We start from the raw sequence: 21,775 nt of genomic DNA on the forward strand, positions 1-21,775 counted from the left end.
CAGCGGCGGAGGGGATGTGTATGGCGGTGCAGTTTCAGTCAAGGGATTCCATGCCAGCCCGCGGCGGCACGCGTGAGACGGGAAACTTATCGCGCGAGGCGCAGGAGCAGTTGACGATTCAAAAGCGCATCGAGGCGTTTTACCGCCAGTCTGGCGGACCCAACAATCCGGATATCCCGAAGATCCTGGAGAAGCACCTCCTGTACGGGCGCGATCACGGCCCAAAGGGCAAGCGCGAGACGTTGGAGGACGCTTTGCGCGACATGATCACCCAGGACTATTCCAATCAGATCCTTTTCAAGTGGTTCATGCAGATGCGCATGGAGCGACAGAAGCGTGCACAGGCGGATGGCGCCGAGTTAGCTCGCATGCGGGGCGAGTTGGAAGCTCTGAAGCAGCAGGTCCAGGCGCTGCGGGCGCTCATTGAGGAGCACGTCGTCCCCCAGCACGCGGTGCCGAGTCGTGCGCAAGGCTGCGGCGAAATGACAAGGGAGGAACAGCCATGGTCATGACGAGTGTGAGGCTCCCCGAGTACGGCATGTTCATCGACGGCGAGTACACGCCTGCGGAAAGCGGCGAGATGTTCGAGGTGGTGAATCCCGCTACGGGTCAGCCTTGCGCGCGCGTGGCCAAGTCGGACGTTCGAGACGTGGACCGCGCGGTGCGAAGCGCTCGGCGGGCTTTTGAATCCGGCGAGTGGTCGCGCGCAAAGCCGCACGAGCGGGCTCAGGTTTTGCTTCGGTTCGCGGACGAGATCGTAGCCCATGCGCAGGAAATAGCGTTTCTCGAGATCCTGACCTCCGGCGCGACGGTCAGGCGCGTTTCGAACGCGGATATGCTGCTCATTGTCGACCTGTTGCAGCAGACGGCCAAGTTCGCGCAGGAGTACGAATACGCGAAGACGCTTCCGCTGCGTCCGTTTCCGGCGCCGAGCCACAACCAGGTGTGGAGAGAACCGGTCGGCGTCTGTGCGGGCATCACGGCGTGGAACTATCCGCTCATCCTCGCGATGTGGAAATTGGCGCCCGCGCTCGCCATGGGCAACTCCATCGTCATCAAGCCGGCGTCCAACACGCCGCTTTCCACGCTCAAGCTGGCCGAGCTCGCCGTGAAGGCCGGGCTGCCGAAGGGCGTGTTCAACGTGGTCACCGGGCCGGGATCGTCCGTGGGCGAAGCGTTGGTCACCCACCCGGAGGTCGACAAAATTGCCTTCACCGGATCCACCGAGGTCGGCAAGCGCATCATGCAACTCGCCGCCCAGGGCGTGAAGCGCGTGACGCTGGAGTTGGGCGGCAAGTCGCCGGCTATTGTACTGCCGGATGCGGATCTGGATCTCGCCATTCCCGGCATCCTGTTTGGCGTCTTCCTGCACAGCGGCCAGGTGTGTGAGTGCGGGACGCGCGTGATTGTCCACGAAGAGATCTACGAAGAAGTCGTGAACCGACTGGCGGAGATGGCTTCGCGGATCAAACTCGGCAACCCGCTTGACGACAAGGTGGGCATGGGGCCCATCATCTCGGAGACACAGCTCAAGTCCATCCTGGGTTATATCGAGTCCGGCAAACAGGAGGGAGCGCGCCTCGTGTGCGGCGGTTCGCGCGCAGAGGTGCCAGGGCTCGAAGACGGGTATTTCGTCCAGCCTACCATCTTCGCGGACGTCGACAACCGCATGAAGATTGCACAGGAGGAGATCTTCGGTCCCGTGCTCGCGGTCATGAAGGCGCGAGACGTGGACGAGGCGGTGCGGCTGGCCAACGACACCGTGTATGGGCTCGCGGGCGGCGTCTGGACGCGCGATCTCAACCAGGCCTATCGCGTCGCGCGCGCAATTCGAGCAGGAACCATTTGGGTGAACGATTGGCACATGTTCCGCAGTGACGCGCCGTTCGGCGGTTACAAGATGAGCGGCTTTGGGCGCGAGATAGGCCGATATGCGCTCGACGAGTACACGCAGCTGAAACACGTGCACGCCTCCCTCGTGCACGAGGTGGAAAACCGCCACTGGTATTCCATCGTCCTGCCCGAGAAGGCCTGACGCCATCGACGACTGCGAGGGGGTTCATCCATGCCATACATCCGATCCGGCTTTCAATTCATGGCGAGAACGACCATCACAAACGGCGTTGGCTCGCGCGTGCTCCTGCCTGAGACCGTGCGCGGGCTCGGCGGCAAGCGCGCGTTTGTCGTCACCGACCCAGGAATTGTGCGGGCCGGCTTGCTCGACAAGATTCTGGAGCTGTTCGATCTCGTCCCGACGCCCGTGACCATTGCCGGCGTGTTCGATCGCGTCGAGCAGGACGCGAAGGCGCATATCATCAACGAGGCCGCGCGCGCGTACCGCGAATGCGCGGCCGACAGCCTCATCGCCCTCGGCGGGGGCAGCGTGCTCGACACGGTGAAGGGCATCAAGTGGATGGTGAGCCGCGGCCTCACTGACATCCGACCGGCGCTCATCGGCAATGTGCTCGAGATGTGGCCCGAAGCGCAGCCTATCTTCATTCCGCACGTGGCGCTGCCCACCACCGCCGGAACCGGTGCAGAGGCTTCGCCCATCGCCGTGGTCTTCCACGACGATCTCGGCGTCAAGGTGAACCTCATCAACCCGTTCATCAATGCGGATATCGCCATTCTCGATCCGGAACTCACCGTCGGCCTGCCACCCACCATCACCGCGTTCACGGGCTTCGACGCGCTGACACACGCCATCGAAGGCTTCTTCTCGCCGCAGGCCAACCCGTTCACCGACGCGTACGCCATCCAATCCGCGCGCATGATCTTCGAAAACCTGCCGAAGACCGTGGCCAATGGGCAGGATCTGACCGCGCGCGCCAACATGCTCATGGCGAGCACGATGGCCATCATCAGCTTCAGCCTCGCCTTGAACGCGATTCCTGTGCACAACATGGCGCACGCCTTCGGCGCGAAGTTCGGCATTCCGCACGGCCTCGCGAACGCGGTACTCCTGCCGAACGTGATGGCCGCGATGCCCGCGTTCTACCGCCCGCGCGTGGTGGAATTCATGCAGGCACTGAATCTCGACGCACCTTCCGATCCCGACGCTGCCCTCGACGCGCTCATCCAGCGCATTCGCGATCTGCGAGAACAAGTCGGCCTGCCCGCGACGTTTGCCGACTACCAACTTGACAAGCGGCAGCTCGGCAAGATGGTGGATCTGGTGCACGCCGATCCGTCCGGCGTCGTCTATCGCCTGCCGGATGCCATCATCCAGCGCGTCACGCGCGAGGTGGCGAGCTGAGACCAGGCACAGGGTTGGAATGGGCTTCACATCTCATATTCCTCGGCGATCTCGTTCGATGAGGGGCGAGATCGCCTTTGTTGTGTGCTCTTTGTCTCAATTCGGACAAAACCGAAGAAACTTGTAATTTGTTCTTCCAAATCACTGGGTCTTCAAGCTAGAATGAGTTGACACGACTTCCAATCGCGATGGGGGTTCTCCAGTGGAAAAGAAGAGACAGGTGGGTTCTGCATTGGCCGTTGCTGTGGCTCTTTCCGCTTGTGTCCCGATGGCAGTGAGCGCGGATGCCGTCGAAACCAAGGGCGCCTTTCTTCAGTCGTTGTTGCAACAAGCGTCGGTGAAGCCGGACGCTTCCGGCCGGTCTCCCTATGTGGATGTGCCGACGCATTCCGCGCTGTGGGGATATGTCCACAAGGCGCTCGAGCTCGGGCTGGTGAAAGCGGACACCTCCAAGCGGTTTGGAGCGGGTGATCCATTGACGGCTTCTCAGGCTGCGGAGATAGCTGCGAAACTGTACCACATGAATCTTGGCGCTGTGTCTCCTGTGGCGTGGGCACGCGCACAAGGGTTGATCACACAGGCGGGCGTCATGACCATATCTCAGGCTGCGGCGTTCGTAAATGGCTTGAGGCAACTGGCGAAGGCGGTGAGCCCCATTCCGGGTTCCTGGGTGCTATCCTCCACAGAGCGACAAGAATTCTTGGAGGCCCTTGTGAATTCGAGCCAAGCCCCGTTCATGCAGTTGACGGAAACGGCAAGTGAGGCATTCAAACTGGAGCTTGTTCCAGCACTTCAGAGCCAACCGGGGATTCAATCGGAACTAGACCAGCTGGATCAAGCGTTGAACAAGAACCGTTTTCAAATGACGTTGTCCGAGCAGCAAATGCGCACGGGTTCGCATGTGTACGCGGTGGCCCAGGCAACAGACCAAATGGGGGCGAAGACAGGCACAGCTCAAGTGGTCAACGACGATGGTGTCTTCTACTTGCAGGAAAACGGCTCGGGTTGGACAAACATCACCCAGGCTGAGGGGGCGCTCGCGCAAACCCTGCCTCAGTGGCAAGGGATGTTTACGAATGTGACGTGGGCGGGCCAGAATGGTGGGCTGGACGTGTTTCATGCGCAGGTAAATCCGGCTGCGATGGCCCACATTGCGAATGCGTTTGGCCAAATGGGGGCGACAGGGACTTCGTCGCAAGGGGTTGCTGGGCTGTTGAGTCACGCGCCAGGACAAGTCGTCATCGAGATCGACCGCTCGTCGGGCGCGCCACGCATTGCCGATATCGCGATCTCCTACGACATTTCGCTGTCCGGACCGGCGCTTATCCCCATGTTCGGCAAGGACGGGGCCAAAATGTTTCGCTCCTTTGACATGTTGTTTTCGGAGAAGGCGGTGTATCAATATCAGCCGATGGTACCGACGCTGCCGCCGGGGCTGAATCTTTCCGACTGGCCGACGTCAATCGGCGTCGGTGGCGGAACCACCGGAAACACAACTGGGAGTACGACCGGAAATGCGACCGGAAATGCGACCGGAAATGCGACCGGAAATGCGACCGGAAATGCGACCGGAAATGCGACCGGAAATGCGACCTGACACCAAGGCGCGGCTCGCGCAGGGCCGCGCTTTTCCTGTCTTCACTGACAACTGACGTCACGCTCCAATTTCCTCCCCATTGCGCCTCCCCGCAGAAACCGCTATCATGATCCGTGTAGTTCTCATTTGAACTCGGATTTCATATTCGTAAACGACGGAGGTGAGTCGCGTGGATTTTACGCTACCATCCGAGCTGGAGGACATGCGGCGGACGATTCGCGACTTTGTGGAACGCGAGGTTGAGCCGCTCGCGATGCAGATCGAGGAAGAGGATCGCGTGCCGGACAGCGTACTGGAAAAATCGAAGGAGCTAGGGCTGTTTGGCCTCAGCATCCCTGAGGAGTACGGCGGTATCGGCCTCAACATGTTGGGCAAGTGCCTCATCTACGAGGAGCTCGGCAAGACCATCAATGGCTACACGACCATCATTGGCGCGCACAACGGCATTGGGTCGGTCGGCATCGTCGAGTTTGGCACCAAGGAGCAGAAGGAGAAATACTTGCCCAAGATGGCGACGGGGGAGTGGATCGGCGCGTTTGCGCTCACCGAGCCTCAGGCCGGATCGAACGCGGCTGCCATCAAGACCACGGCGATGAAAAAGGGAGACCGGTACATCCTCAACGGGCAAAAGATCTACATCACCAACGCGCCGTATGCGCATGTGTTCACGGTGATGGCGGTCACAGATCCATCCAGGGGGCCGAAGGGGATCACGTCGTTCATTGTGGAACGCGACTTTCCGGGTTTTCGCGTGGGACACATTGAAAAGAAGATGGGGCTGCATGGATCGCATACGGCGCAGATCTTCTTCGAGGACATGGAGGTCCCGGAGGAGAACGTCCTCGGCCGAGAGGGCGAGGGATATGTGAACGCGCTTAAGATTCTGGCCAATGGCCGAGCGGGGCTCGCAGCGAGATGCCTGGGCTCCTGCGAATATCTGTTGGACAAATCGCTGGCGTTTGCGCATGAGCGAATCCAGTTCGGCAAGCCCATCTTTGAGCAGCAGATCATCCAGCACTACCTCGCGGAGATGGCGCTCGAAATCGAACTGCTGCGCACGTTTGTCTACCGCGTGGCGTGGATGACGGATCAGAAGATGAACGTCATTAAGGAAGCTGCCATGCTGAAGTTGTATGGATCTGAGGTCTACAACCGCGTGGCGGACAAGGCGGTCCAGATCCATGGCGGGCTTGGGTTCATCGCGGAGTATCCCATCGAGCGCTTCTACCGCGACGCGCGCATTACGAGAATTTACGAGGGCACCTCGGAAATTCAGAAGAATATCATTGCGGCACAGCTGCACAAGGAGTATGAGCGCACCAAGGCGGACGCATGACGGCGGATCGAAACTCTATTTCAACTATGAAAAAATTCTGGCATTCTGTCGATGAGCTGTGATAGGATGAGGTTGTGCCATCATCCTGAACGTTGAATCGATTCTGAAACATCGACGAGCGGGTGGCCCATGCGCGATGTCAGCGCTTACCGACAGAGCCATCCGGCGACGAAGATGAGAGGGGTATGTGGCATGGGGAAGTTGGATGGACAAGTTGCGATTGTGACGGGAGCGGCGCGCGGCATTGGCGCGGCGACGGCAAAGCGGTTGGCGGCGGACGGCGCGAAGGTCGCCGTGTTTGACATCAAGGAGGAGTTGACGAAGGACACCGTCGAGGCCATCCGCCAGGCGGGCGGCGAGGCCATTGGCGTCGGGTGCGACGTGACCAAGGCGGACGACGTGGAGCGGGCTATTGAGTCGGTCGTGCAGAAGTGGGGCCGCCTCGACATCCTGGTGAACAATGCGGGTGTCATCCGCGACAACTTGCTCTTCAAGATGACCGAAGAAGACTGGGACACGGTGATGAACGTGCACTTGAAGGGCGCGTTCCTCTGCAGCCGGGCCGCCCAGAAGTACATGGTGCAGCAGAAGTCCGGCAAAATCATCAACCTCTCGAGCACGTCTGCGCTCGGCAACCGCGGACAAGCGAACTATGCGGCTGCGAAGGCCGGCATTCAGGGGTTCACCCGCACGCTCGCCATCGAGCTCGGACCTTTCGGGATCCGCGTGAACGCAGTGGCGCCGGGCTTCATCGAGACCGACATGACGCGGGCGACGGCTGAGCGCATCGGTGTGGATTACGAGGCGTTCAAGCAGGCTGCGTCGCAGCAGATTGCGCTTCGCCGCACGGGCAAGCCGGAGGACGTGGCGAATGTCATCGCCTTCTTCGCGAGCGACGACTCCGCCTACGTGTCGGGCCAGGTGCTGTACATCGACGGTTGCCGTCACCGCTGACGACTGAGGCCGATCGCGCCGGGATAGGCGTGATCGGCCGAATGAATGGGAGAGGGAGGAGGCTCGCGCATGAGCGTGTTCGATCTGTTCCGCCTCGACGGCAAGGTGGCCATCGTCACAGGCGGAGGCCGCGGGCTGGGTCAGCAGATCGCAGAAGCGTACGCCGAGGCCGGCGCCCGCGTCGTCTTATGTTCGCGGCGCGTCGAAAACTGCGAAGAAGTGGCGCGCGAGATCGCAGAAGCAGGTGGAGAGGCCGTGGCCCTGCCGCTCGATGTGACCGACGAGGCGTCGATTCAGGCGCTCGTCGACGAGGTCATCGCGCGGTACGGCCGGATCGACATCCTGGTGAATAATTCCGGTACGTCCTGGGGGGCGCCCGCGCTCGATATGCCGTACGACGCGTGGATGAAGGTCCTCCAAACCAACCTGACCGGCGCATTCTTCATGTCCCAGCGCGTCGCTCGGCACATGAAGGATCAGGGCGGCGGCAAGATCGTGAACATCGCGTCCGTGGCGGGCATGCGCGGTTCCCCGCCGGAGATGTTGGACGCAGTGGGATACGCGGCTTCCAAAGGCGGCCTCATCGCCATGACGCGCGATCTCGCCGTGAAATGGGCGCGATACCACATCTATGTGAACGCGATTGCGCCCGGCTTTTTCCCGACAAAGATGACGCGCGTGGTGCTTGAGCGCGGCGGTAGTCTCATTCAGCTGCGAACGCCGCTCGGCCGAGTCGGCGGGGAACACGACCTCAAAGGAGCGGCCTTGTTCTTTGCATCCGCTGCGTCGGACTACGTGACCGGCCAGGTGCTAGCCGTGGACGGCGGCACGACGGCGATGTGACGATCGCGACCTCGCGTGAAGGAGCGGTGGGTGTGGATTTCTCGTACTCCGACAAAGTGGTGGCGCTGAAGAAAAAGCTTGAGGAATTCATGGAGGAAGTCGTCTATCCCGGCGAACGCGTCTACTACGAGCAGCTCGCGTCCCAGCCAAGCCGCTGGATGATTCCTCCCATCATGGAGGAGATGAAGGCGAAGGCCAAGGCAGCGGGGCTCTGGAACCTGTTCCTTCCGGACAGCGAGTACGGCGCTGGGCTCACCAACCTCGAGTACGCGCCGCTCGCCGAAGTGATGGGCCGGTCGCCCATCGCGCCGGAGGTCTTCAACTGCAACGCCCCGGACACGGGCAACATGGAGGTCCTTGTCCGCTACGGCACACCCGAGCAGAAGGAGAAGTGGCTGAAGCCGCTCCTCGCCGGCGAAATCCGCTCGTGCTTTTCCATGACGGAACCGGAGGTGGCATCCTCCGACGCCACGAATATCTCGGCGAGCATCGTCCGGGATGGCGATGAATACGTGATCAACGCACACAAGTGGTGGTCGTCCGGTGCGGGCGATCCGCGCTGCAAGTTCGCCATTGTGATGGGCAAGACGAATCCAGACGCGCCGAAGCACGAGCAGCAGTCCATGATCATCGTGCCGCTCGACACGCCTGGCGTCAAAATTGTCCGCACGCTCAACGTGTTCGGCTACGACGACGCGCCACACGGGCATGCCGAAATTGTGTTTGAGAACGTGCGCGTGCCCAAGGAAAACCTCATCTGGGGCGAGGGCAAGGGATTCGCCATCGCACAGGGGCGATTGGGACCCGGGCGGATCCACCACTGCATGCGGCAGATTGGCATGGCGGAGCGGGCGCTCGAGCTCATGGTCCAGCGCGTCAAGGAGCGCGTCGCGTTTGGGCGGCCGCTGGCGGAGCAGGGCGTCATTCGCGAGTGGATTGCGGAATCGCGCATTGAAATTGAACAGGCGCGGCTGCTCGTGCTTAAGGCCGCGTACATGATGGACACCGTCGGCAACAAGGCCGCGCAGAAGGAAATCGCCATGATCAAGGTCGTCGCGCCCAACGTGGCTCAGCGCGTCATCGATCGCGCCATTCAGGCGTTCGGCGCGGCGGGCGTCAGCCAGGACACGCCGCTCGCGTACATGTGGACGCAGGCGCGCGTCATCCGGATTGCGGACGGACCCGACGAGGTGCACAAGCGCCACGTGGCGAGGCTCGAACTGGCCCAGGGGGCGGAGCGGCCCAACTAGTCCATGCCGCCACAAGAGCCGGAAGAGAAGGGACGAAACTCGCGGCGGAAAGAAAAAGAATGAGACTCGCGAAGGGAGTCGATGGCGATGATGAATTACCCGCTTCTGCTGAAATCGCCGCTCTACCGCGCCAAGACCATCTTCCCGGAAAAGGAGATTGTCTCGCGCGGATACAACGGTGTGTTTCGCTACACGTACCGGGATTTGTACGATCGCGTCTGCCGACTCGCGAACGCGCTGGATCGCGTGCTCGGCGTGAAAGCGCTTGAACACGTCGGATCGTTCGCCTGGAATCATCACCGGCACCTGGAGCTCTACTACGCGGTGCCGTGCTCGCAGCGCGTGTTGCACACCGTCAACATCCGGCTGTTTCCCGATCAAATTGCCTATGTCATCAACCACGCCGAGGACAAAGTCTTGTTTGTCGACGAAGATCTTCTCCCGCTGATCGAAGCCGTAGCGCCGAAGCTCACGACTGTGCAGGCGTACGTCGTGATGACGGACAATGACAAGCTGCCCGAGACGAAACTCCCGAATGTGTATCATTATGAAGACCTGATTCGCCAGGGAGATCCTCACTTCGACTTCCCGACGTTCGACGAGAACACACCGGCGCTCATCAGCTACACCTCGGCGACGACGGGCAACCCCAAGGGCGTCGTCTACAGCCATCGCGGCCTCTATCTCCACTGCCTGACGGTGCTCGTCGATGAGCTGGGCACGCGCGAGACCGATGTGACGATGCCGGTGGTGCCCATGTTCCACGTGAACGCATGGGGGCGGCCCTATGCCGACACCTGGATTGGAGCAAAGCAGGTCTATCCGGGCCCGCGGCCCACGGCGAAAGACCTCGCCGATCTCATTCACAACGAGCGCGTCACGTACTCGGCGGGCGTCCCTACCATCTGGATGGGCATCCTGAACCACGTCCGCCAGCACCCGGGCGAATACGACTTCTCCTGCGTGCGCTTCTTCATGTCGGGCGGATCGGCGCTGCCAGCGGCGCTCACCGAAGCGTACGAGAAGGAGCTCGGCGTGAAGCTGTACCAAGGCTACGGCCAGACGGAGACGAGCCCCGTGACGTTCGTTTCGTTCCCCAAGTCGAGCCTGAAAGACCTGCCGGACGAGGAGAAGTACCGGCTGCGCGCGAAGACGGGACTCATTTTGCCCGGGCTCGAGATGAAGATCGTCAACGAAAAGGGCGAGGAGGTCGCCCACGACGGCAAGGAGATGGGCGAACTTCTCCTCAAAGGGCCGTGGATCATCGATTCGTATTACAAAGATCCGGAGAAGACCAAGGAAGCGTTTACGGAGGACGGCTGGTTCCGCACCGGCGACATTGCCACCATCGATGAGAATGGCTATCTGCAGATTGTCGATCGCGTCAAGGACCTCGTGAAGTCGGGCGGCGAATGGATCTCGTCCGTGGACCTCGAGAATGCCCTCATGGCGCACCCGGCGGTGATGGAGGCGGCCGTGATCGCCATCCCCCACGAGAAGTGGCAGGAGCGGCCTCTCGCGTGCGTGGTCATCCGGGAGGAATACCGCGGCAAGGTCACAAAGGAGGACCTGCAGGCGCACTTATCCAAGATGGTGGCGAAGTGGTGGCTTCCAGACGACTACGTGTTCGTCGAGGAAATCCCCAAGACGAGCGTCGGCAAATTCTCGAAGAAGACGTTGCGCGAGCAGTACGACAAAGGCCAGCTCGTATCCATGTACTGAGCTTGAGGGGAGATGAACGATGGAACTCGCGGATTTTGAGCGGTTGCTCGGCGTGTGGTCCAAACCGGTCAAGAACGAGGTGGAGAAAGGGGCCATTCGAAAGTTCGCGGACGCGATTGGCGATCCAAACCCCCTCTACTACGACGAGGAGCGCGCGGCGCAGAGCCGGTTCGGCCGCCTCGTGGCGCCCCCGACGTTCAGCCGCACGTTCGACTACGGCGTGATTCCGGGCCTCGAGATGCCGACGGAGGGCCTGATTCACGGCGAGATGTTCTACACGTATTACAAGCCCATCCTCGCGGGCGATGTGCTATACGCGAGCTTCGCGCTCACGGACGTGAAGGAACGGTCCGGCAAGCTCGGCCGGATGATCCTGCTCGTCTTCACGTACAAAGTGGAGAACGAAGCCGGCGAACTGGTTCAGGAGGCGAAGTCGATCGTGATCTATCGACCGGAAGGGGGCGGGGCGAAATGACGGCGAAGCGATATCAGCCGGGCGATCACCTCACGCCGCTTACCAAGCCGCCCGTGACCAAGATTCAGCTCGTGAAGTACTCGGGCGCGTCGGGCGACTTCAACCCCATTCACACGGTGGAGGAGTTCGCCAAGGAGGCAGGGCTCGGCGGGGTCATTGCGCACGGCATGCTGACGATGGGCTTCGTGGCGCAGATGCTGACGGACGAGATCGGCGAAGAGGGCGATCTGCTGTCGTTCGGCGTCCGGTTCGTTGACATGGTGCGGCCGGGTGATATCATCACCTGTGACGGCGTCGTCCAAGAGGTGAAAGAGGAAGAAGGCTATCAGGTGGTGACGTGTGACGTCTGGGCGCAGAAGTCGCCAGGAGACGTCCGCGTCGTCCAGGGTACGGCGACGTTCCGCAAACCGCTCACCTGAAGGCGGGCCAGACACTTTTTCGCGGAATGAGGGTGTCCGTTGGACTACCAAGTGCCATCTGTCGCGCTCGCGGCGCGCGTTTTAAAGCTGTTGAGCCGTCACAAGTATCGGCAATCCACGTTGACCGAAATTGCCGAGCGGCTCGGCGTGAACAAGACGACTTGCCTGCGCGTGCTGCGGACGTTGGAGCGCGAGGATTTCGTCTCCTACGATCCGCAGTCGCGCCGCTACAGCCTGGGCCCTTATCTTATCCCGCTCGGCGCCCGGGCGGCAGATCTGAATGACGTCTACGCGCACGCGCTTGCTGAACTGCATCAGGTCGCCGCGCACACGGGCATGACGGCCGTCCTCGTCAAGCGGCTGCGAGACGATCGCGTCATTTACATCGGCTCCGCCGAGCCGCCGGGCGACGGGGTGCGCATCGCGGTGTCCGTGGGGCAGCAGTTCCCCGTGTACGGCGCCGCCTTCGGCCGCTGCTTTTTGGCGTATGACGACGAGTCCACGTGGCGTCGAGTGCTGCGAGAGGGGCTCAAAGCCTACACGCCAAATAGCATCACCGATGAAGAGGAGTACGTGCGCCTCCTCCAGGAAGTGCGCGAAAAGGGGTACGCGGTCTCCCATGGCGAGTTGTGGCCTGGTATTTCGGCAGTCGCGGTGCCGGTCTTCAACCAGCAGAACAAGGTCGATCTCGTCCTCTCCTGCCTCACGATGACGTCGGTCATCCAGGACGAGGACGTGGAGCGGGCGGTGAAGGCGCTCAAGGAGAGCGCCACCAAAGTCTCGGCGTGGAGCGGATATCAAGGTCGGTCGTAGGCACCCGTTTTGGCGGGTGCCTTTTCAATTGGGGACGGTTGGAGTACGACGCTCGTCTTGCAAACCGAATGCGCTGTCCCATACGGTCCGTGGTTCTTTATCACGCGAGCATCTCGAGCGCACCAGAGGAACTGAATATTGGCACAGCGCTGTACCGCGTCGAAAACGTGTTTTTGGCTCACGTGAATGGCGATGAGGCACTCGATGAGGTGGAGCACCACCTCCGGGACGGTCGTTGGGAGCCGCGCGACCGCCTGCGACTTGCGTTGGCCATGAACATGCGCCTGAGCGACCCTTCGCGGGCGTTCGACCGAGTCCTGTCCTTGATCCCTCAGGTGCGCAACCCAAGCGAGCGGGAACTCGTCGTCAGCGCGCTCCTGACGCTCGGGGAACAGGCGCTTTCGGAGGAACAGCGGCTACGTTTAAGAAGGGAGTTGAGAAACATGTATCGCCTGATTGATGAGATCTTTGAGGACGGCCGCAGGGAAGGGCACCTTGAGGTTTTCAAGGAAGGACTGCAAGAGGGCATGAACTGAACCGAGAGGCCAGTCGGCCGGGCCGGCTGGCCTCTTGACATGTGGGGCGCTGGGATGGGCCTCAGGGGCGGTCGATCTCGGCCCTGGCATGTTCCACAAGCGCCCGGATGCCGTCGCCGAAGCGGGCGAAACGGGCGTCGGACGTCTTGCCCAGCTTGTATCGCACGTAAATCTGCTGCAAGATCACGGCGAGCTTGAACACGCCGAACACATAGTAAAACTTCATGTCGTGGACCGAACGCCCCGTCTCCTGTGCGTACCGCTCCGCCATCTCGCGGCGCGAGTAAAAACCTTCGAGCGTCGTCACGGACGGGAAGAGCGCCTGGAGCGCCGGCGGATCGGACGGCTCGGTCCAGTAGCTCAGCATGACGCCGAGATCGAAGAGTGGATCTCCAACAGTTGCCATTTCCCAGTCCACGATGCCGACAATGTGTTGATACGCCGGCGGGGCAAACAGCATGTTGTTCAGCTTGAAGTCGTTGTGGATGACGGTGACGTCGCGCGATTCCGGGGCGTGGCCGCTGAGCCACGCCATGACGGCGTCCGCGTGCGGCACGTCCTCATCCGTGCGAGACCGGTGGAATCGCTCGATCCACCCGTCGACCTGGCGGCGCAGAAAGCCCTCGGGCTTGCCAAACTGGATGAGACCGGATGCCACCGGGTCCACGGCGTGCAGCTCCGCGAGCGCCTGAATCGCGCGCTCGGAGATGGCCCGCCCCACCTCGGGCGCATAGGCGAAGTCCTCGGGGAACGCGTCGTCCAGCGGGACGCCCGGGCGGTACTCCATGACGAAAAACGGCACGCCGATGACTCGCGGCTCTTCGCAGTAGGCATACGGTTTCGGCGCTTTCGGGAAGTGCGGATGGAGCTTCGCGAGGATGGACGACTCGCGCCCCATGTCGTGCGCCCGCGGGGGGAGCGGGCCGTGGGGCGGGCGGCGCAGGACGGCCACAAACTCGCCGCTCTGAATCAGGTACGTGAGGTTCGACGCGCCGGTCGGGAACTGAACAGCCATCAGCGGGCCGGAATCCGATGGAAGCACGCCCTCGCGCACGAGGTAAGTCCGGAGTCCTTCCCAATCCAGTTGATCTTCTTCGCGAACCGGCATGACGCCGGGCACGGTGCTGATGTCCATGGGCGAGCCCTCCAAGCCTCGCGTCACAGGCGATCTGTGGAATAGATTTTATAAATGGAGCCTTTTGCAGAATGACTGATTTCATCGCGAGCAAAAACGACGCACTCTTCTCGTGAAAGATAACTTGTTTCATAAAAATCCTTTTTGTTGTGCGGATAGATCACGCCCCTTCGGTGGTGCCCGTTCGAAGCATCAGGTTAAGCTACTTGCTCGATGCGATTCGTCCGGTGCATCGCCAGAGCAGATGCCAGGAGTACAACGGCGTTGATGTACGCATGCGCTGTGACCTTCTCGATACCCCGCACATGCAGGTCGTCAAGCATGAGCCGTTCTTTCAACCGTGAAAAGCAGCGTTCCACTGCGGTCCGTTCATCATAAAGCATCTTCCATGTGCGAGAGTCGCGATGTGGATTCGCGTATCGACGGACGTCCTCATCGATGTGCTTCTTCACAACCATGCCATAGCTCGATGCAGAACATGCAGCCATGCCAAGCGGACAATCGACATGTCCTGTCGCGTGCGGACAGCGAAACTTGAGCCAGTCGCCCTCTGCACCCCAATACGTCATCCGATACCTCATCGTAGACGTTCGCTGGCGTTACCGTGAGCGCCATGAGAAGTTCACTCTTGGCATCGACCGCCAAATGGACCTTGTAGCCAAACCACGCCAGCTTGTTGCCAAAAGCATCGAACTTCGCGCCCCAGTTGGCCCGATGGAGGTCTGGACACCTGAGCGTGGGTGTTTCCGCTCATAAGCATGGATGGCCGTGCTGTCGATGGCGACGTGTTCGCCCTTGATGAGCCCTTCGTCACGGCATTGACGAACCAACTCGGCAAATAGTGTCTCCGCAACCCCTTGGTCGACGATGGCCTGAAAGACGCGACTTAGTGTCGAGACGGATGGAATGGATTCGTGAAGGAAGAAACCGCACTGGTAAGGGAAGCGCAAATCACTCTCCAAACGTTGGTGAAGCTGCGTGAAGGTCGAGATGCCCTCAAGGGGTGCCACGAGAAATGCTCACAAGATGGCTTCGCGAGAGATGGGCTTAGCCCCTTGGGTGTCGAACTTCTCAACTTCGCCGCATACGGCCTCAGATTGAGCGCGGAAAAAAACGTTCACGCCGCTCCGAAGGGTCAATTTCCATCCATTCGTCGAAGGAAAAGAGCCATGTCTGTCGAAGGTACACGTTGGACTTCGACCCCTTGAAATGGTTTGCTGGACACCATTTTCTTTCTCTCAAGTTGGGGTGAAGTCCTTCTTTATGCTCGAAAAACCCTTGCCGCACAAGGGCTCGTGATTCTGCAAAAGGCCCATGTAAGTGTGCTCTTTCAGCAGGGAAGTGTGTTCAGCCAAGATGCGATCCTGGTGGTCCAGGCGCATGTCGATGACGCTCAGGTGTTGATCGACCACGTCCAGGCGGTGCTCGATAGCGTCAAGTCGCTTATCGACGAGGCCCAAGTGGTACTCAACGGCGTCAAGACGCTGGCCCATTGCGTCTAAGCTGTGTTCGACGGCATCAAGACGCTGGTCCACGACGTCTAGGCGATGTTCGACGGCATCGAAGCGTTCGTTGACAGCATTCAACCGGTGCTCAACGCCATTGAGGCGTCCGTCGACGGCGTGCAGCCCTTGGGCCACCATATCCAGTCGATCACCGAGCGCGTGGATCTCACCGTTCATCGCGTCGAGTTTGGACAGGATCAGCTCGGCCTTGTCTTCCATAGGATCCGTTCCTTCGAATCCGTTGCCAGCCGAACGGGACTATCTGAAATCAGCCGCCGCAAGGTCTATCATAGTTTTCTCTATAAAGAGAATCAAGATACATCAACTATTATTTTATAAAATTAAATATACATATGTATATTTTACATTTAAATCTATCTCGTTGATTCATCCTACGGGCGGAGGACTTCCATGATCGAGCCCTTGCGCGATCTCGCCCGACGTGACGATGCCCTGTTGCGTAAGGCGTATGACGAATGCCCCATCGAATTGCTCAATCGCCTGCTCGCCGGACTGCACGCGCCGGACGGCGAAGTCTGCGACGAGATCGCCTATTCGCTGTTCTGCCGTTTGCTCGAGATGGGGGCGATCCCGCCTGAGCAGTTGGCGTGGCTCTTTGAACAATTGTTGAGCGACGATCATCTGTTTTATGGCATAGGCAGGGTGGGGGACGACAGCGTCTTCGGGCGCTCCTTCAGCGCGCTCGTCGCCGGGTACATCCTCGACGTCGATGCCAGGCGGCGCGTGCTTGAGCGCGATATCGTCCTTCACGCGATAGCCAGCATTGCGCGGTACGCGTCTTGCGAGCGGGATCGCCGTGGTTACGTGCCGGGCAAGGGCTGGGCGCATAGTGCCGCGCACACCGCAGATGCGCTCGCGGCCTGTGCGCAACATCCCGTCGCGGCCGAAGCGGAATGAGCGTCGATTCTCGCCGCCATCGCGGACGTCGTCGACCATGCAGAGCCGCTCATCTATTTGGAGGACGAGCGACTTGCCATCGCCGTGCGATCCGTCTTCCGGCGGGCCGGTTGGCGCCGTGAGCTTTGGAATCGGTGGCTGGCCCAGTTTCGCCTGCCGAGCGAGTGGACGCCTGAAGCTACCATTCGACACGCGAACCGGGCGCACCTGCTGCATTGGGTGCGGCTCTATCTATTGAGTGAAGATGGGCGGGGGCGCTCATACGCGAGATCGACGAGCTGCTGATGGACCTCAGAATGGACAAGGCAGCCTTGACACGAGCTTGGCGATGCCTTTCGGATTTACGTGCCCTTTCCACAGAGCGTTCGCGATCGCGTCCCGCGTCAAGACTTCTCCCTCGTGGCTGAGAAAGAGTTCCAGAAGTCTTGACTCCATTTGCGAGAGCGGAACACGGCGATGTTCGATCATCAGGTATTGTTCGCCGGATTTATAACGCACTCCGCGACCGACGTTCACAGACACAATGGGCAGAGAGGGAAGTCCTTCAGGAACGGTGAATCGCCTTACAAAGGTCTCTAGATCACCTCCGATGAACGTCTGAAGTGCTGCAAGTGGATCACTTAAAAATCCTGAGAGTCCTAACGAGCGCGCGCGATGCCGTCGATAAAAATATCCTCTGTTGTCGCCATCGAGATTGCAGTCGTGCGCTCGACAGTTCCGCAGATGTGCAAATCGCACGCCTCGAGGATGACCGAGAGCATTCGGATAAGACAGGTGTCGTCTGTACACAAGATCATCCGCATGCGTTCACGCTCCTGAACGCCCAATTGAGTGGGTTCCTCTCAAGTTTACACATTTTTGTTACCTATTCCATGATCGAAGCTCCTATTGCTAGCAAAATGCTAGATATATTCCTCGGATTGTTCTGGTACACTGTTCCTCGAGATTCGGAACTTAAAAGTGGAGGTCATGGCTAGTCATGAGGCGCACTATGCTGAACGCCATTTCTGCGGCAGTGGTTAGCTTGGCGTTCGTATCCCCTACCGTGGCCGCAGATGAAAGCAATTCAATCGTCACAACGCAAGATTATCTTCCGCATACAAACACATCTCAAACCTTAACTTTGCCGTCGGGTGAAGGATCGCTTATAGCTAACGTTTGGAGATCGACATTTGCTTCTCAAACGGGAAATGCGTTGACATGGAACTGGCAAGTTTCTGCAGTCTACAGCGGGTCCCGGACCGTCGAGTGGATTCGCACGCAGTGGTACAGCCAGGCGGATTTGAGGAACGGGGCTTCAATTACGATGGGCATATCCGGCGATTCAGCAACAGCTTCCTATTCTTCTTCATGGCAGACTGTTCGGACACAAGTGAAATACTGGACCAACGACAATGGAGCAAAGGAATCGGACTATCGCGGGAACGTCGTCATCGGACCACAATCGGACTACAAACAGGGCTCAATTGTCACGGTCAATACTGCTACCGTTAAACTTGCTGGAGATCCGAAGACGTACGCGATTAGTGCAGGAGTGTGAATCATGCTGTGCTCAAGCGCACGTAAGCCACGTTGGCCCATGGCATTCACCGCCTGCGCCGCCTTGTGCGCGGTGACGGCTTGTAGCACGCCGCCAAGGCCAGCGAACGCCGTCATCATCCCTGGACCTGCGAGCGCCGACGAGCGCGTGATCGAAGATCCTGTGGATCAGCGCTTCGTGCTCTATGACACGGTAAAGAAGGTTGCGGTCAGTTGGACCAACGTATCCAACGAATTTGTGTACAACTTCACCACGCCTTCTGATCTGTACACCATGGGCAACAGCCTCACGAATCACTTTTCCATCGTGCAGCTTCAGAATGGCAGGGCGGTCACCGTCTACACGCTTCCTGATGCGGCACACGATGCCATTTTTCCGCTTGCAGCGGACGGGCAAAACGCGTTCTTCCTCTTGGTCCATTACCGCGATGACGGCGGTGAGGAGTGGCGGCACATCGTGAGATGGGATCCGACCACGAGAACGCTGCATCCTTTTGTACATGTGGAAGGTGCCATCGAACAAGGTGCACTTGCGGGGCCGACGTTGTACTTTACGGTGCTCCGGCCGGATCGCGCAGTTTGGCTGTACCGACTGCCTGCAGCCAATTTGAATGCAGAGCCTCAACTCGTATCGACCCATTGGACAGACGATCCCCTGCTCGCGTATGAAGGACGGCTTGTGAAGGTCGCCGATCATCAGTTTGTGTTCGATTCGATCCATCTTCCGGTGCGAGCGGTGAACGTCCTTACGCCGCAGGGTGTCCTTGTGCAGTTCGACGACGATCCGAAGTCGCTTACCACACGCGCGGACGTGTTTCAACTTTCAGACGGTAGGCACCTCGGCAGCGCCACTTCGGTTGAAGGAGTGGAGTGGATGCCAAACGGCGTTCAGTTGGACTGCGATGGGCGCGTCGAGATTGTCAGCTGGAGCTATGCCGGCGGAGAAGAGGAGAACCCATCGTGATTGCTATGCAAAACGTGGCGAAGCGCTACGGTGGACGCGACATTCTAAAAGCGATCAATGTAACGTTCGAAGCTGGAAAGGTGTACGCCATCTCCGGGCCCAGTGGAGCGGGCAAGACGACGCTTCTGCAGGTTTTGGCACGCTATGAGCGGCCATCCGCCGGGATTGTGCAAGTGGCGAGCGGATCGCGAATCGAATACGCGCCGCAGGACTTCCTCCTTTTCTCAAATCTCACGGTCTGGGATCATCTTCGGCTCAAGGCGATGGCAAGGCGACTGGAAGAAGGCTGGGCAGCACGTGCTCACCAACTTCTGCAGGCCTGTCGCCTCGAAGGCATGGAACGGACCCAGGTCCGAGCGCTGTCGGGCGGGGAACGCAGGCGCTTGCAACTTGTCCTCGCTCTCCTGCCACCTGCCGACGTCCTACTCTTTGACGAGCCGACGTCCAACTTAGACGATGTGACGTCTGATCGCATCTGGGGACTGTTGGCAGACGAATTGGCAAACAAGACGTCCATCATCTGCAGTCATGCCCCGGTGCCTGACATGCTTCACCCCGAACGGCTTCGTCTACAGGGAGGTGTCCTGCATGCGGAATGATGCAACGCCTCTTCGTGATGTCGCCCGCATGATGAGAAACAAGACGCCAATTCAGTTCCGCATTGCGGCTGCGACGCTCTTCGTCGCTTTGCTCGTGCTCTCGACCTTGGGCCTCTACACACTGCGCATGGCGCTCGATGTGAAGCGACAGTTTTTCTCCAATGACGCTGTTCACGTCATCTTGGTCGACGCCCAATCGTCAGAACATCAAACTCTTCCGAGGCACGTTCAATTTCGTGATCGAGAACAAATCGAACGGATCCTTGCGAGCTCTATGCCCGGTGCCAAAGCAAGGGTGTGGAATGTATACCCCTGAATCCGTGACAGGGCCGATGGAAAGAGGCTGATGTGTGTTCTCGCAAGCCCCTTCACTGCGATTTCACGGATGTACATTCAATTTTCTTAGGGATTGTGAATATCGGTTGGAGCCAGTGCGGCGAAAAGGCAGATGTCCCCCCTGGACTCGTGAATGGTTGGGTTCGGTTTCCATGTCAGGTCATATGCAGTGTCTTTGCTCGACACAGTTCACGTTACGCAAAGGCCAAGTACAATCGCCGAAATGCCGGGAGCCATCGATTCCCGTACCCCAATTTCAGCTTGGTCTGTCTGGCGTGTCGCACCATCTTCGCAGCCAGTGTCATCAGGTTCTGAATCACAGTCCGGATCCGGCGACGTTCTGCCTTTTTTCGTAGCGGCGCATCATTTCGCTTCAGACTCTCCTGGCCGATCACTCGCAGCAGATTGTACGCCACGCATACAAAGTGCAATACCAAGTTGTTCGTGGCGAATTTACCCGAGGGCAGCCGCTCGGCGTCCAGATCCGTCTTGATTTCGCTGTGGAACTGTTCCATCACGGCGTGGTCGTGATACAGGCGAATGATCACAGCCGGGTCATCCGGCAGTGAGGTCCAGTAGGCGCTGACCTCAATGTCCGGTACCAATAAGATTTGGCCGTCGGCCGTCATGGTCCGTTCGATAACTTCGAACACCATGCGAACTGGTTCGGATACACCCTTGACGGGACACATCAGCGAACCATGATATACCTTCTTGCCGGGACGAGGTTCATGACATGTCCCGTGTCGCTGGGCAATCACAAGCCAGGCCTCGGGGCTCTCCTTTCGCAAGTTGCGCTTGATGATGAACTCGGCCCTGCTGTCCTGGGAGCGACACACGGCGATGTTTTCTGCACTGTCATTGCCGGCATCCAGACGAACCAGAAGCGGGAGGTCCGTCACCTGCCTTGCATACTGAATACTCTCCCGCAGGAAAGTCGACGTGCCCTTTTGTACGTGGGTACTGCCTTCACGCAACTGGACATTGACCACGTAGCCCTCTTGGCCAAGGTAAGCAAAGATGGGAGCATATCCGTCGTGCCCCTTGTATGTACGGGACACGCCTTCCTTCTTCGTGCCGGAATTATCAAAGGGACTGACGTCGATATCCAGCGGGATGTAAGTTCGACGCTCTGCAGGCACGCCCAGTTCAATCGGATGCAGAGTTACATCGAGGGCTCTCAGGAGCCTTGCGGACTCTTCCCGGAGAATGGACTCCCAGCCGGATTTTCCGGCAACCATGTCCAAACGCTGGCGCAGCGTCGGGCTCGAAGGCACGTTGTCTACTTGCAGTGCGATCATGAAAAACTCGTCATCTCGAAACGCTTCGATGTGGTCGAAGTCGGTCTTGCCTTGGCAAAGCAGCCCGATGTATGAGTATGCCACGTCCCGGTTTGAAATATCCGGTTTGCCCATACCAGGCAGGCGGGTCTGATTCAACCGCTCGCCGATTCTGGTTTTATCAAGCAACACGCCGACAAGGGTCATTCCCGAATGCGTGACGATGACTTCATCGGATTCTTCAATGATGAAACGCAAGTGGTTCACCCCGATGGTGAAGAGGGATTGAATACAGCCG

Annotated in this window: 23 protein-coding genes and 2 pseudogenes; 19 read left to right on the forward strand and 6 right to left on the reverse strand. The window is 59.4% G+C overall.

The annotated features are described in order from the left end of the window. Nucleotides 1–20 precede the first annotated feature (20 nt). The 14 genes and pseudogenes from TC41_RS00865 (at nucleotide 21) to TC41_RS00925 (ending at nucleotide 13,201) form a co-directional block, all read left to right on the forward strand. Entirely contained in the window at nucleotides 21–512 is a 492-nt protein-coding gene (locus tag TC41_RS00865; RefSeq protein WP_014463084.1) for a hypothetical protein, read from the forward strand. After that, a complete protein-coding gene (locus TC41_RS00870; RefSeq protein ID WP_014463085.1) occupies nucleotides 503–2,035 on the forward strand; it encodes an aldehyde dehydrogenase family protein in 1,533 nt (510 codons plus the stop codon). The genes TC41_RS00865 and TC41_RS00870 overlap by 10 nt, the downstream gene beginning before the upstream one ends. Nucleotides 2,036–2,065: 30 nt before the next feature. Beyond that, entirely contained in the window at nucleotides 2,066–3,256 is a 1,191-nt protein-coding gene (locus TC41_RS00875; RefSeq protein ID WP_014463086.1) for an iron-containing alcohol dehydrogenase, read from the forward strand. Nucleotides 3,257–3,524: 268 nt separating this feature from the next. After that, nucleotides 3,525–3,737, forward strand: a pseudogene (locus TC41_RS17155) (S-layer homology domain-containing protein); the annotation flags it as partial. 255 nt (nucleotides 3,738–3,992) lie between these two features. Then, nucleotides 3,993–4,853 (forward strand): hypothetical protein, encoded by an 861-nt coding sequence (locus TC41_RS16630; RefSeq protein ID WP_237699989.1) that lies wholly within the window; start codon nucleotides 3,993–3,995, stop codon nucleotides 4,851–4,853. Between the two features lie 169 nt (nucleotides 4,854–5,022). Next, nucleotides 5,023–6,189, forward strand: coding sequence for an acyl-CoA dehydrogenase family protein (locus tag TC41_RS00885; RefSeq protein ID WP_041694844.1), 1,167 nt, complete (start codon nucleotides 5,023–5,025; stop codon nucleotides 6,187–6,189). A 192-nt stretch (nucleotides 6,190–6,381) separates the two neighbouring features. Continuing rightward, nucleotides 6,382–7,143 (forward strand): beta-ketoacyl-ACP reductase, encoded by a 762-nt coding sequence (locus TC41_RS00890; RefSeq protein WP_014463091.1) that lies wholly within the window; start codon nucleotides 6,382–6,384, stop codon nucleotides 7,141–7,143. 69 nt (nucleotides 7,144–7,212) lie between these two features. Further along, a complete protein-coding gene (locus TC41_RS00895; protein WP_041694845.1) occupies nucleotides 7,213–7,986 on the forward strand; it encodes an SDR family oxidoreductase in 774 nt (257 codons plus the stop codon). 32 nt (nucleotides 7,987–8,018) lie between these two features. Beyond that, nucleotides 8,019–9,236, forward strand: a complete 1,218-nt coding sequence (locus TC41_RS00900; protein WP_041694846.1) for an acyl-CoA dehydrogenase family protein — start codon at nucleotides 8,019–8,021, stop codon at nucleotides 9,234–9,236. An 87-nt stretch (nucleotides 9,237–9,323) separates the two neighbouring features. After that, entirely contained in the window at nucleotides 9,324–10,958 is a 1,635-nt protein-coding gene (locus tag TC41_RS00905) for a long-chain fatty acid--CoA ligase (protein ID WP_041695595.1), read from the forward strand. 19 nt (nucleotides 10,959–10,977) lie between these two features. Continuing rightward, nucleotides 10,978–11,433, forward strand: a complete 456-nt coding sequence (locus TC41_RS00910; protein ID WP_014463095.1) for a MaoC family dehydratase N-terminal domain-containing protein — start codon at nucleotides 10,978–10,980, stop codon at nucleotides 11,431–11,433. Further along, a complete protein-coding gene (locus TC41_RS00915) occupies nucleotides 11,430–11,852 on the forward strand; it encodes a MaoC/PaaZ C-terminal domain-containing protein (RefSeq protein WP_014463096.1) in 423 nt (140 codons plus the stop codon). Before TC41_RS00910 ends, TC41_RS00915 begins: the two co-directional genes overlap by 4 nt. A gap of 39 nt (nucleotides 11,853–11,891) precedes the next feature. Then, the gene (locus tag TC41_RS00920; protein ID WP_014463097.1) at nucleotides 11,892–12,665 is read left to right on the forward strand and encodes an IclR family transcriptional regulator; all 774 of its coding nucleotides are present in this window, start codon (nucleotides 11,892–11,894) and stop codon (nucleotides 12,663–12,665) included. 89 nt (nucleotides 12,666–12,754) lie between these two features. Next, nucleotides 12,755–13,201, forward strand: a complete 447-nt coding sequence (locus TC41_RS00925) for a hypothetical protein (RefSeq protein ID WP_014463098.1) — start codon at nucleotides 12,755–12,757, stop codon at nucleotides 13,199–13,201. A gap of 61 nt (nucleotides 13,202–13,262) precedes the next feature. Here the strand turns inward: TC41_RS00925 and TC41_RS00930 are convergent, their stop codons facing one another. The 3 genes and pseudogenes from TC41_RS00930 to TC41_RS00940 all read right to left on the reverse strand — a co-directional run bounded on the left by TC41_RS00930 (nucleotide 13,263) and on the right by TC41_RS00940 (nucleotide 16,060). Next, the gene (locus TC41_RS00930; RefSeq protein ID WP_014463099.1) at nucleotides 13,263–14,336 is read right to left on the reverse strand and encodes a phosphotransferase family protein; all 1,074 of its coding nucleotides are present in this window, start codon (nucleotides 14,334–14,336) and stop codon (nucleotides 13,263–13,265) included. 197 nt (nucleotides 14,337–14,533) lie between these two features. Next, nucleotides 14,534–15,524 (reverse strand): annotated as a pseudogene (locus tag TC41_RS17350) (transposase). A gap of 50 nt (nucleotides 15,525–15,574) precedes the next feature. Next, on the reverse strand, nucleotides 15,575–16,060 hold the full coding sequence (locus TC41_RS00940; RefSeq protein WP_049784304.1) for a hypothetical protein: 486 nt from the start codon (nucleotides 16,058–16,060) through the stop codon (nucleotides 15,575–15,577). A gap of 192 nt (nucleotides 16,061–16,252) precedes the next feature. Here TC41_RS00940 and TC41_RS00945 point away from each other — a divergent pair, with 192 nt between their 5' ends. Both TC41_RS00945 and TC41_RS16085 read left to right on the forward strand, forming a co-directional pair. Further along, on the forward strand, nucleotides 16,253–16,759 hold the full coding sequence (locus TC41_RS00945) for a DUF2785 domain-containing protein (RefSeq protein ID WP_014463105.1): 507 nt from the start codon (nucleotides 16,253–16,255) through the stop codon (nucleotides 16,757–16,759). Between the two features lie 57 nt (nucleotides 16,760–16,816). Continuing rightward, nucleotides 16,817–17,044, forward strand: a complete 228-nt coding sequence (locus TC41_RS16085; RefSeq protein WP_014463106.1) for a hypothetical protein — start codon at nucleotides 16,817–16,819, stop codon at nucleotides 17,042–17,044. Between the two features lie 6 nt (nucleotides 17,045–17,050). Here the strand turns inward: TC41_RS16085 and TC41_RS16635 are convergent, their stop codons facing one another. Both TC41_RS16635 and TC41_RS16640 read right to left on the reverse strand, forming a co-directional pair. Further along, nucleotides 17,051–17,227, reverse strand: a complete 177-nt coding sequence (locus TC41_RS16635) for a helix-turn-helix domain-containing protein (RefSeq protein ID WP_014463107.1) — start codon at nucleotides 17,225–17,227, stop codon at nucleotides 17,051–17,053. A gap of 170 nt (nucleotides 17,228–17,397) precedes the next feature. Beyond that, nucleotides 17,398–17,562 carry a hypothetical protein gene (locus tag TC41_RS16640; protein ID WP_237699990.1) on the reverse strand — a complete coding sequence of 55 codons (165 nt, stop codon included), beginning with the start codon at nucleotides 17,560–17,562 and terminating at the stop codon, nucleotides 17,398–17,400. Nucleotides 17,563–17,750: 188 nt separating this feature from the next. Here TC41_RS16640 and TC41_RS15545 point away from each other — a divergent pair, with 188 nt between their 5' ends. The 3 genes from TC41_RS15545 to TC41_RS00960 are packed head-to-tail and all read left to right on the forward strand — an operon-like array spanning nucleotide 17,751 to nucleotide 19,861. Next, entirely contained in the window at nucleotides 17,751–18,299 is a 549-nt protein-coding gene (locus tag TC41_RS15545) for a hypothetical protein (RefSeq protein WP_237699991.1), read from the forward strand. 39 nt (nucleotides 18,300–18,338) lie between these two features. After that, nucleotides 18,339–19,262, forward strand: a complete 924-nt coding sequence (locus TC41_RS00955; RefSeq protein ID WP_014463109.1) for a hypothetical protein — start codon at nucleotides 18,339–18,341, stop codon at nucleotides 19,260–19,262. Nucleotides 19,263–19,267: 5 nt separating this feature from the next. After that, nucleotides 19,268–19,861 (forward strand): ATP-binding cassette domain-containing protein, encoded by a 594-nt coding sequence (locus TC41_RS00960; protein ID WP_014463110.1) that lies wholly within the window; start codon nucleotides 19,268–19,270, stop codon nucleotides 19,859–19,861. A 530-nt stretch (nucleotides 19,862–20,391) separates the two neighbouring features. Here the strand turns inward: TC41_RS00960 and TC41_RS00970 are convergent. Continuing rightward, nucleotides 20,392–21,744 (reverse strand): IS1380 family transposase, encoded by a 1,353-nt coding sequence (locus TC41_RS00970; RefSeq protein WP_014463112.1) that lies wholly within the window; start codon nucleotides 21,742–21,744, stop codon nucleotides 20,392–20,394. Nucleotides 21,745–21,775 lie beyond the last annotated feature (31 nt).

Source organism: Alicyclobacillus acidocaldarius subsp. acidocaldarius Tc-4-1 (genome assembly GCF_000219875.1).
GTDB classification, from domain to species: Bacteria; Bacillota; Bacilli; order Alicyclobacillales; family Alicyclobacillaceae; genus Alicyclobacillus; species Alicyclobacillus acidocaldarius_A.

Coding starts and splice junctions, on each gene's coding strand:
- TC41_RS00865 (WP_014463084.1), top strand. CDS start 21: ATGGCGGTGCAGTTTCAGTCAAGGGATTCCATGCCAGCCCGCGGCGGC.
- TC41_RS00870 (WP_014463085.1), top strand. CDS start 503: ATGGTCATGACGAGTGTGAGGCTCCCCGAGTACGGCATGTTCATCGAC.
- TC41_RS00875 (WP_014463086.1), top strand. CDS start 2,066: ATGCCATACATCCGATCCGGCTTTCAATTCATGGCGAGAACGACCATC.
- TC41_RS16630 (WP_237699989.1), top strand. CDS start 3,993: ATGCAGTTGACGGAAACGGCAAGTGAGGCATTCAAACTGGAGCTTGTT.
- TC41_RS00890 (WP_014463091.1), top strand. CDS start 6,382: ATGGGGAAGTTGGATGGACAAGTTGCGATTGTGACGGGAGCGGCGCGC.
- TC41_RS00895 (WP_041694845.1), top strand. CDS start 7,213: ATGAGCGTGTTCGATCTGTTCCGCCTCGACGGCAAGGTGGCCATCGTC.
- TC41_RS00905 (WP_041695595.1), top strand. CDS start 9,324: ATGATGAATTACCCGCTTCTGCTGAAATCGCCGCTCTACCGCGCCAAG.
- TC41_RS00910 (WP_014463095.1), top strand. CDS start 10,978: ATGGAACTCGCGGATTTTGAGCGGTTGCTCGGCGTGTGGTCCAAACCG.
- TC41_RS00915 (WP_014463096.1), top strand. CDS start 11,430: ATGACGGCGAAGCGATATCAGCCGGGCGATCACCTCACGCCGCTTACC.
- TC41_RS00930 (WP_014463099.1), bottom strand. CDS start 14,336: ATGGACATCAGCACCGTGCCCGGCGTCATGCCGGTTCGCGAAGAAGAT.
- TC41_RS00940 (WP_049784304.1), bottom strand. CDS start 16,060: ATGGAAGACAAGGCCGAGCTGATCCTGTCCAAACTCGACGCGATGAAC.
- TC41_RS00945 (WP_014463105.1), top strand. CDS start 16,253: ATGATCGAGCCCTTGCGCGATCTCGCCCGACGTGACGATGCCCTGTTG.
- TC41_RS16635 (WP_014463107.1), bottom strand. CDS start 17,227: ATGATCGAACATCGCCGTGTTCCGCTCTCGCAAATGGAGTCAAGACTT.
- TC41_RS16640 (WP_237699990.1), bottom strand. CDS start 17,562: ATGCGGATGATCTTGTGTACAGACGACACCTGTCTTATCCGAATGCTC.
- TC41_RS15545 (WP_237699991.1), top strand. CDS start 17,751: ATGCTGAACGCCATTTCTGCGGCAGTGGTTAGCTTGGCGTTCGTATCC.
- TC41_RS00955 (WP_014463109.1), top strand. CDS start 18,339: ATGGCATTCACCGCCTGCGCCGCCTTGTGCGCGGTGACGGCTTGTAGC.
- TC41_RS00960 (WP_014463110.1), top strand. CDS start 19,268: ATGCAAAACGTGGCGAAGCGCTACGGTGGACGCGACATTCTAAAAGCG.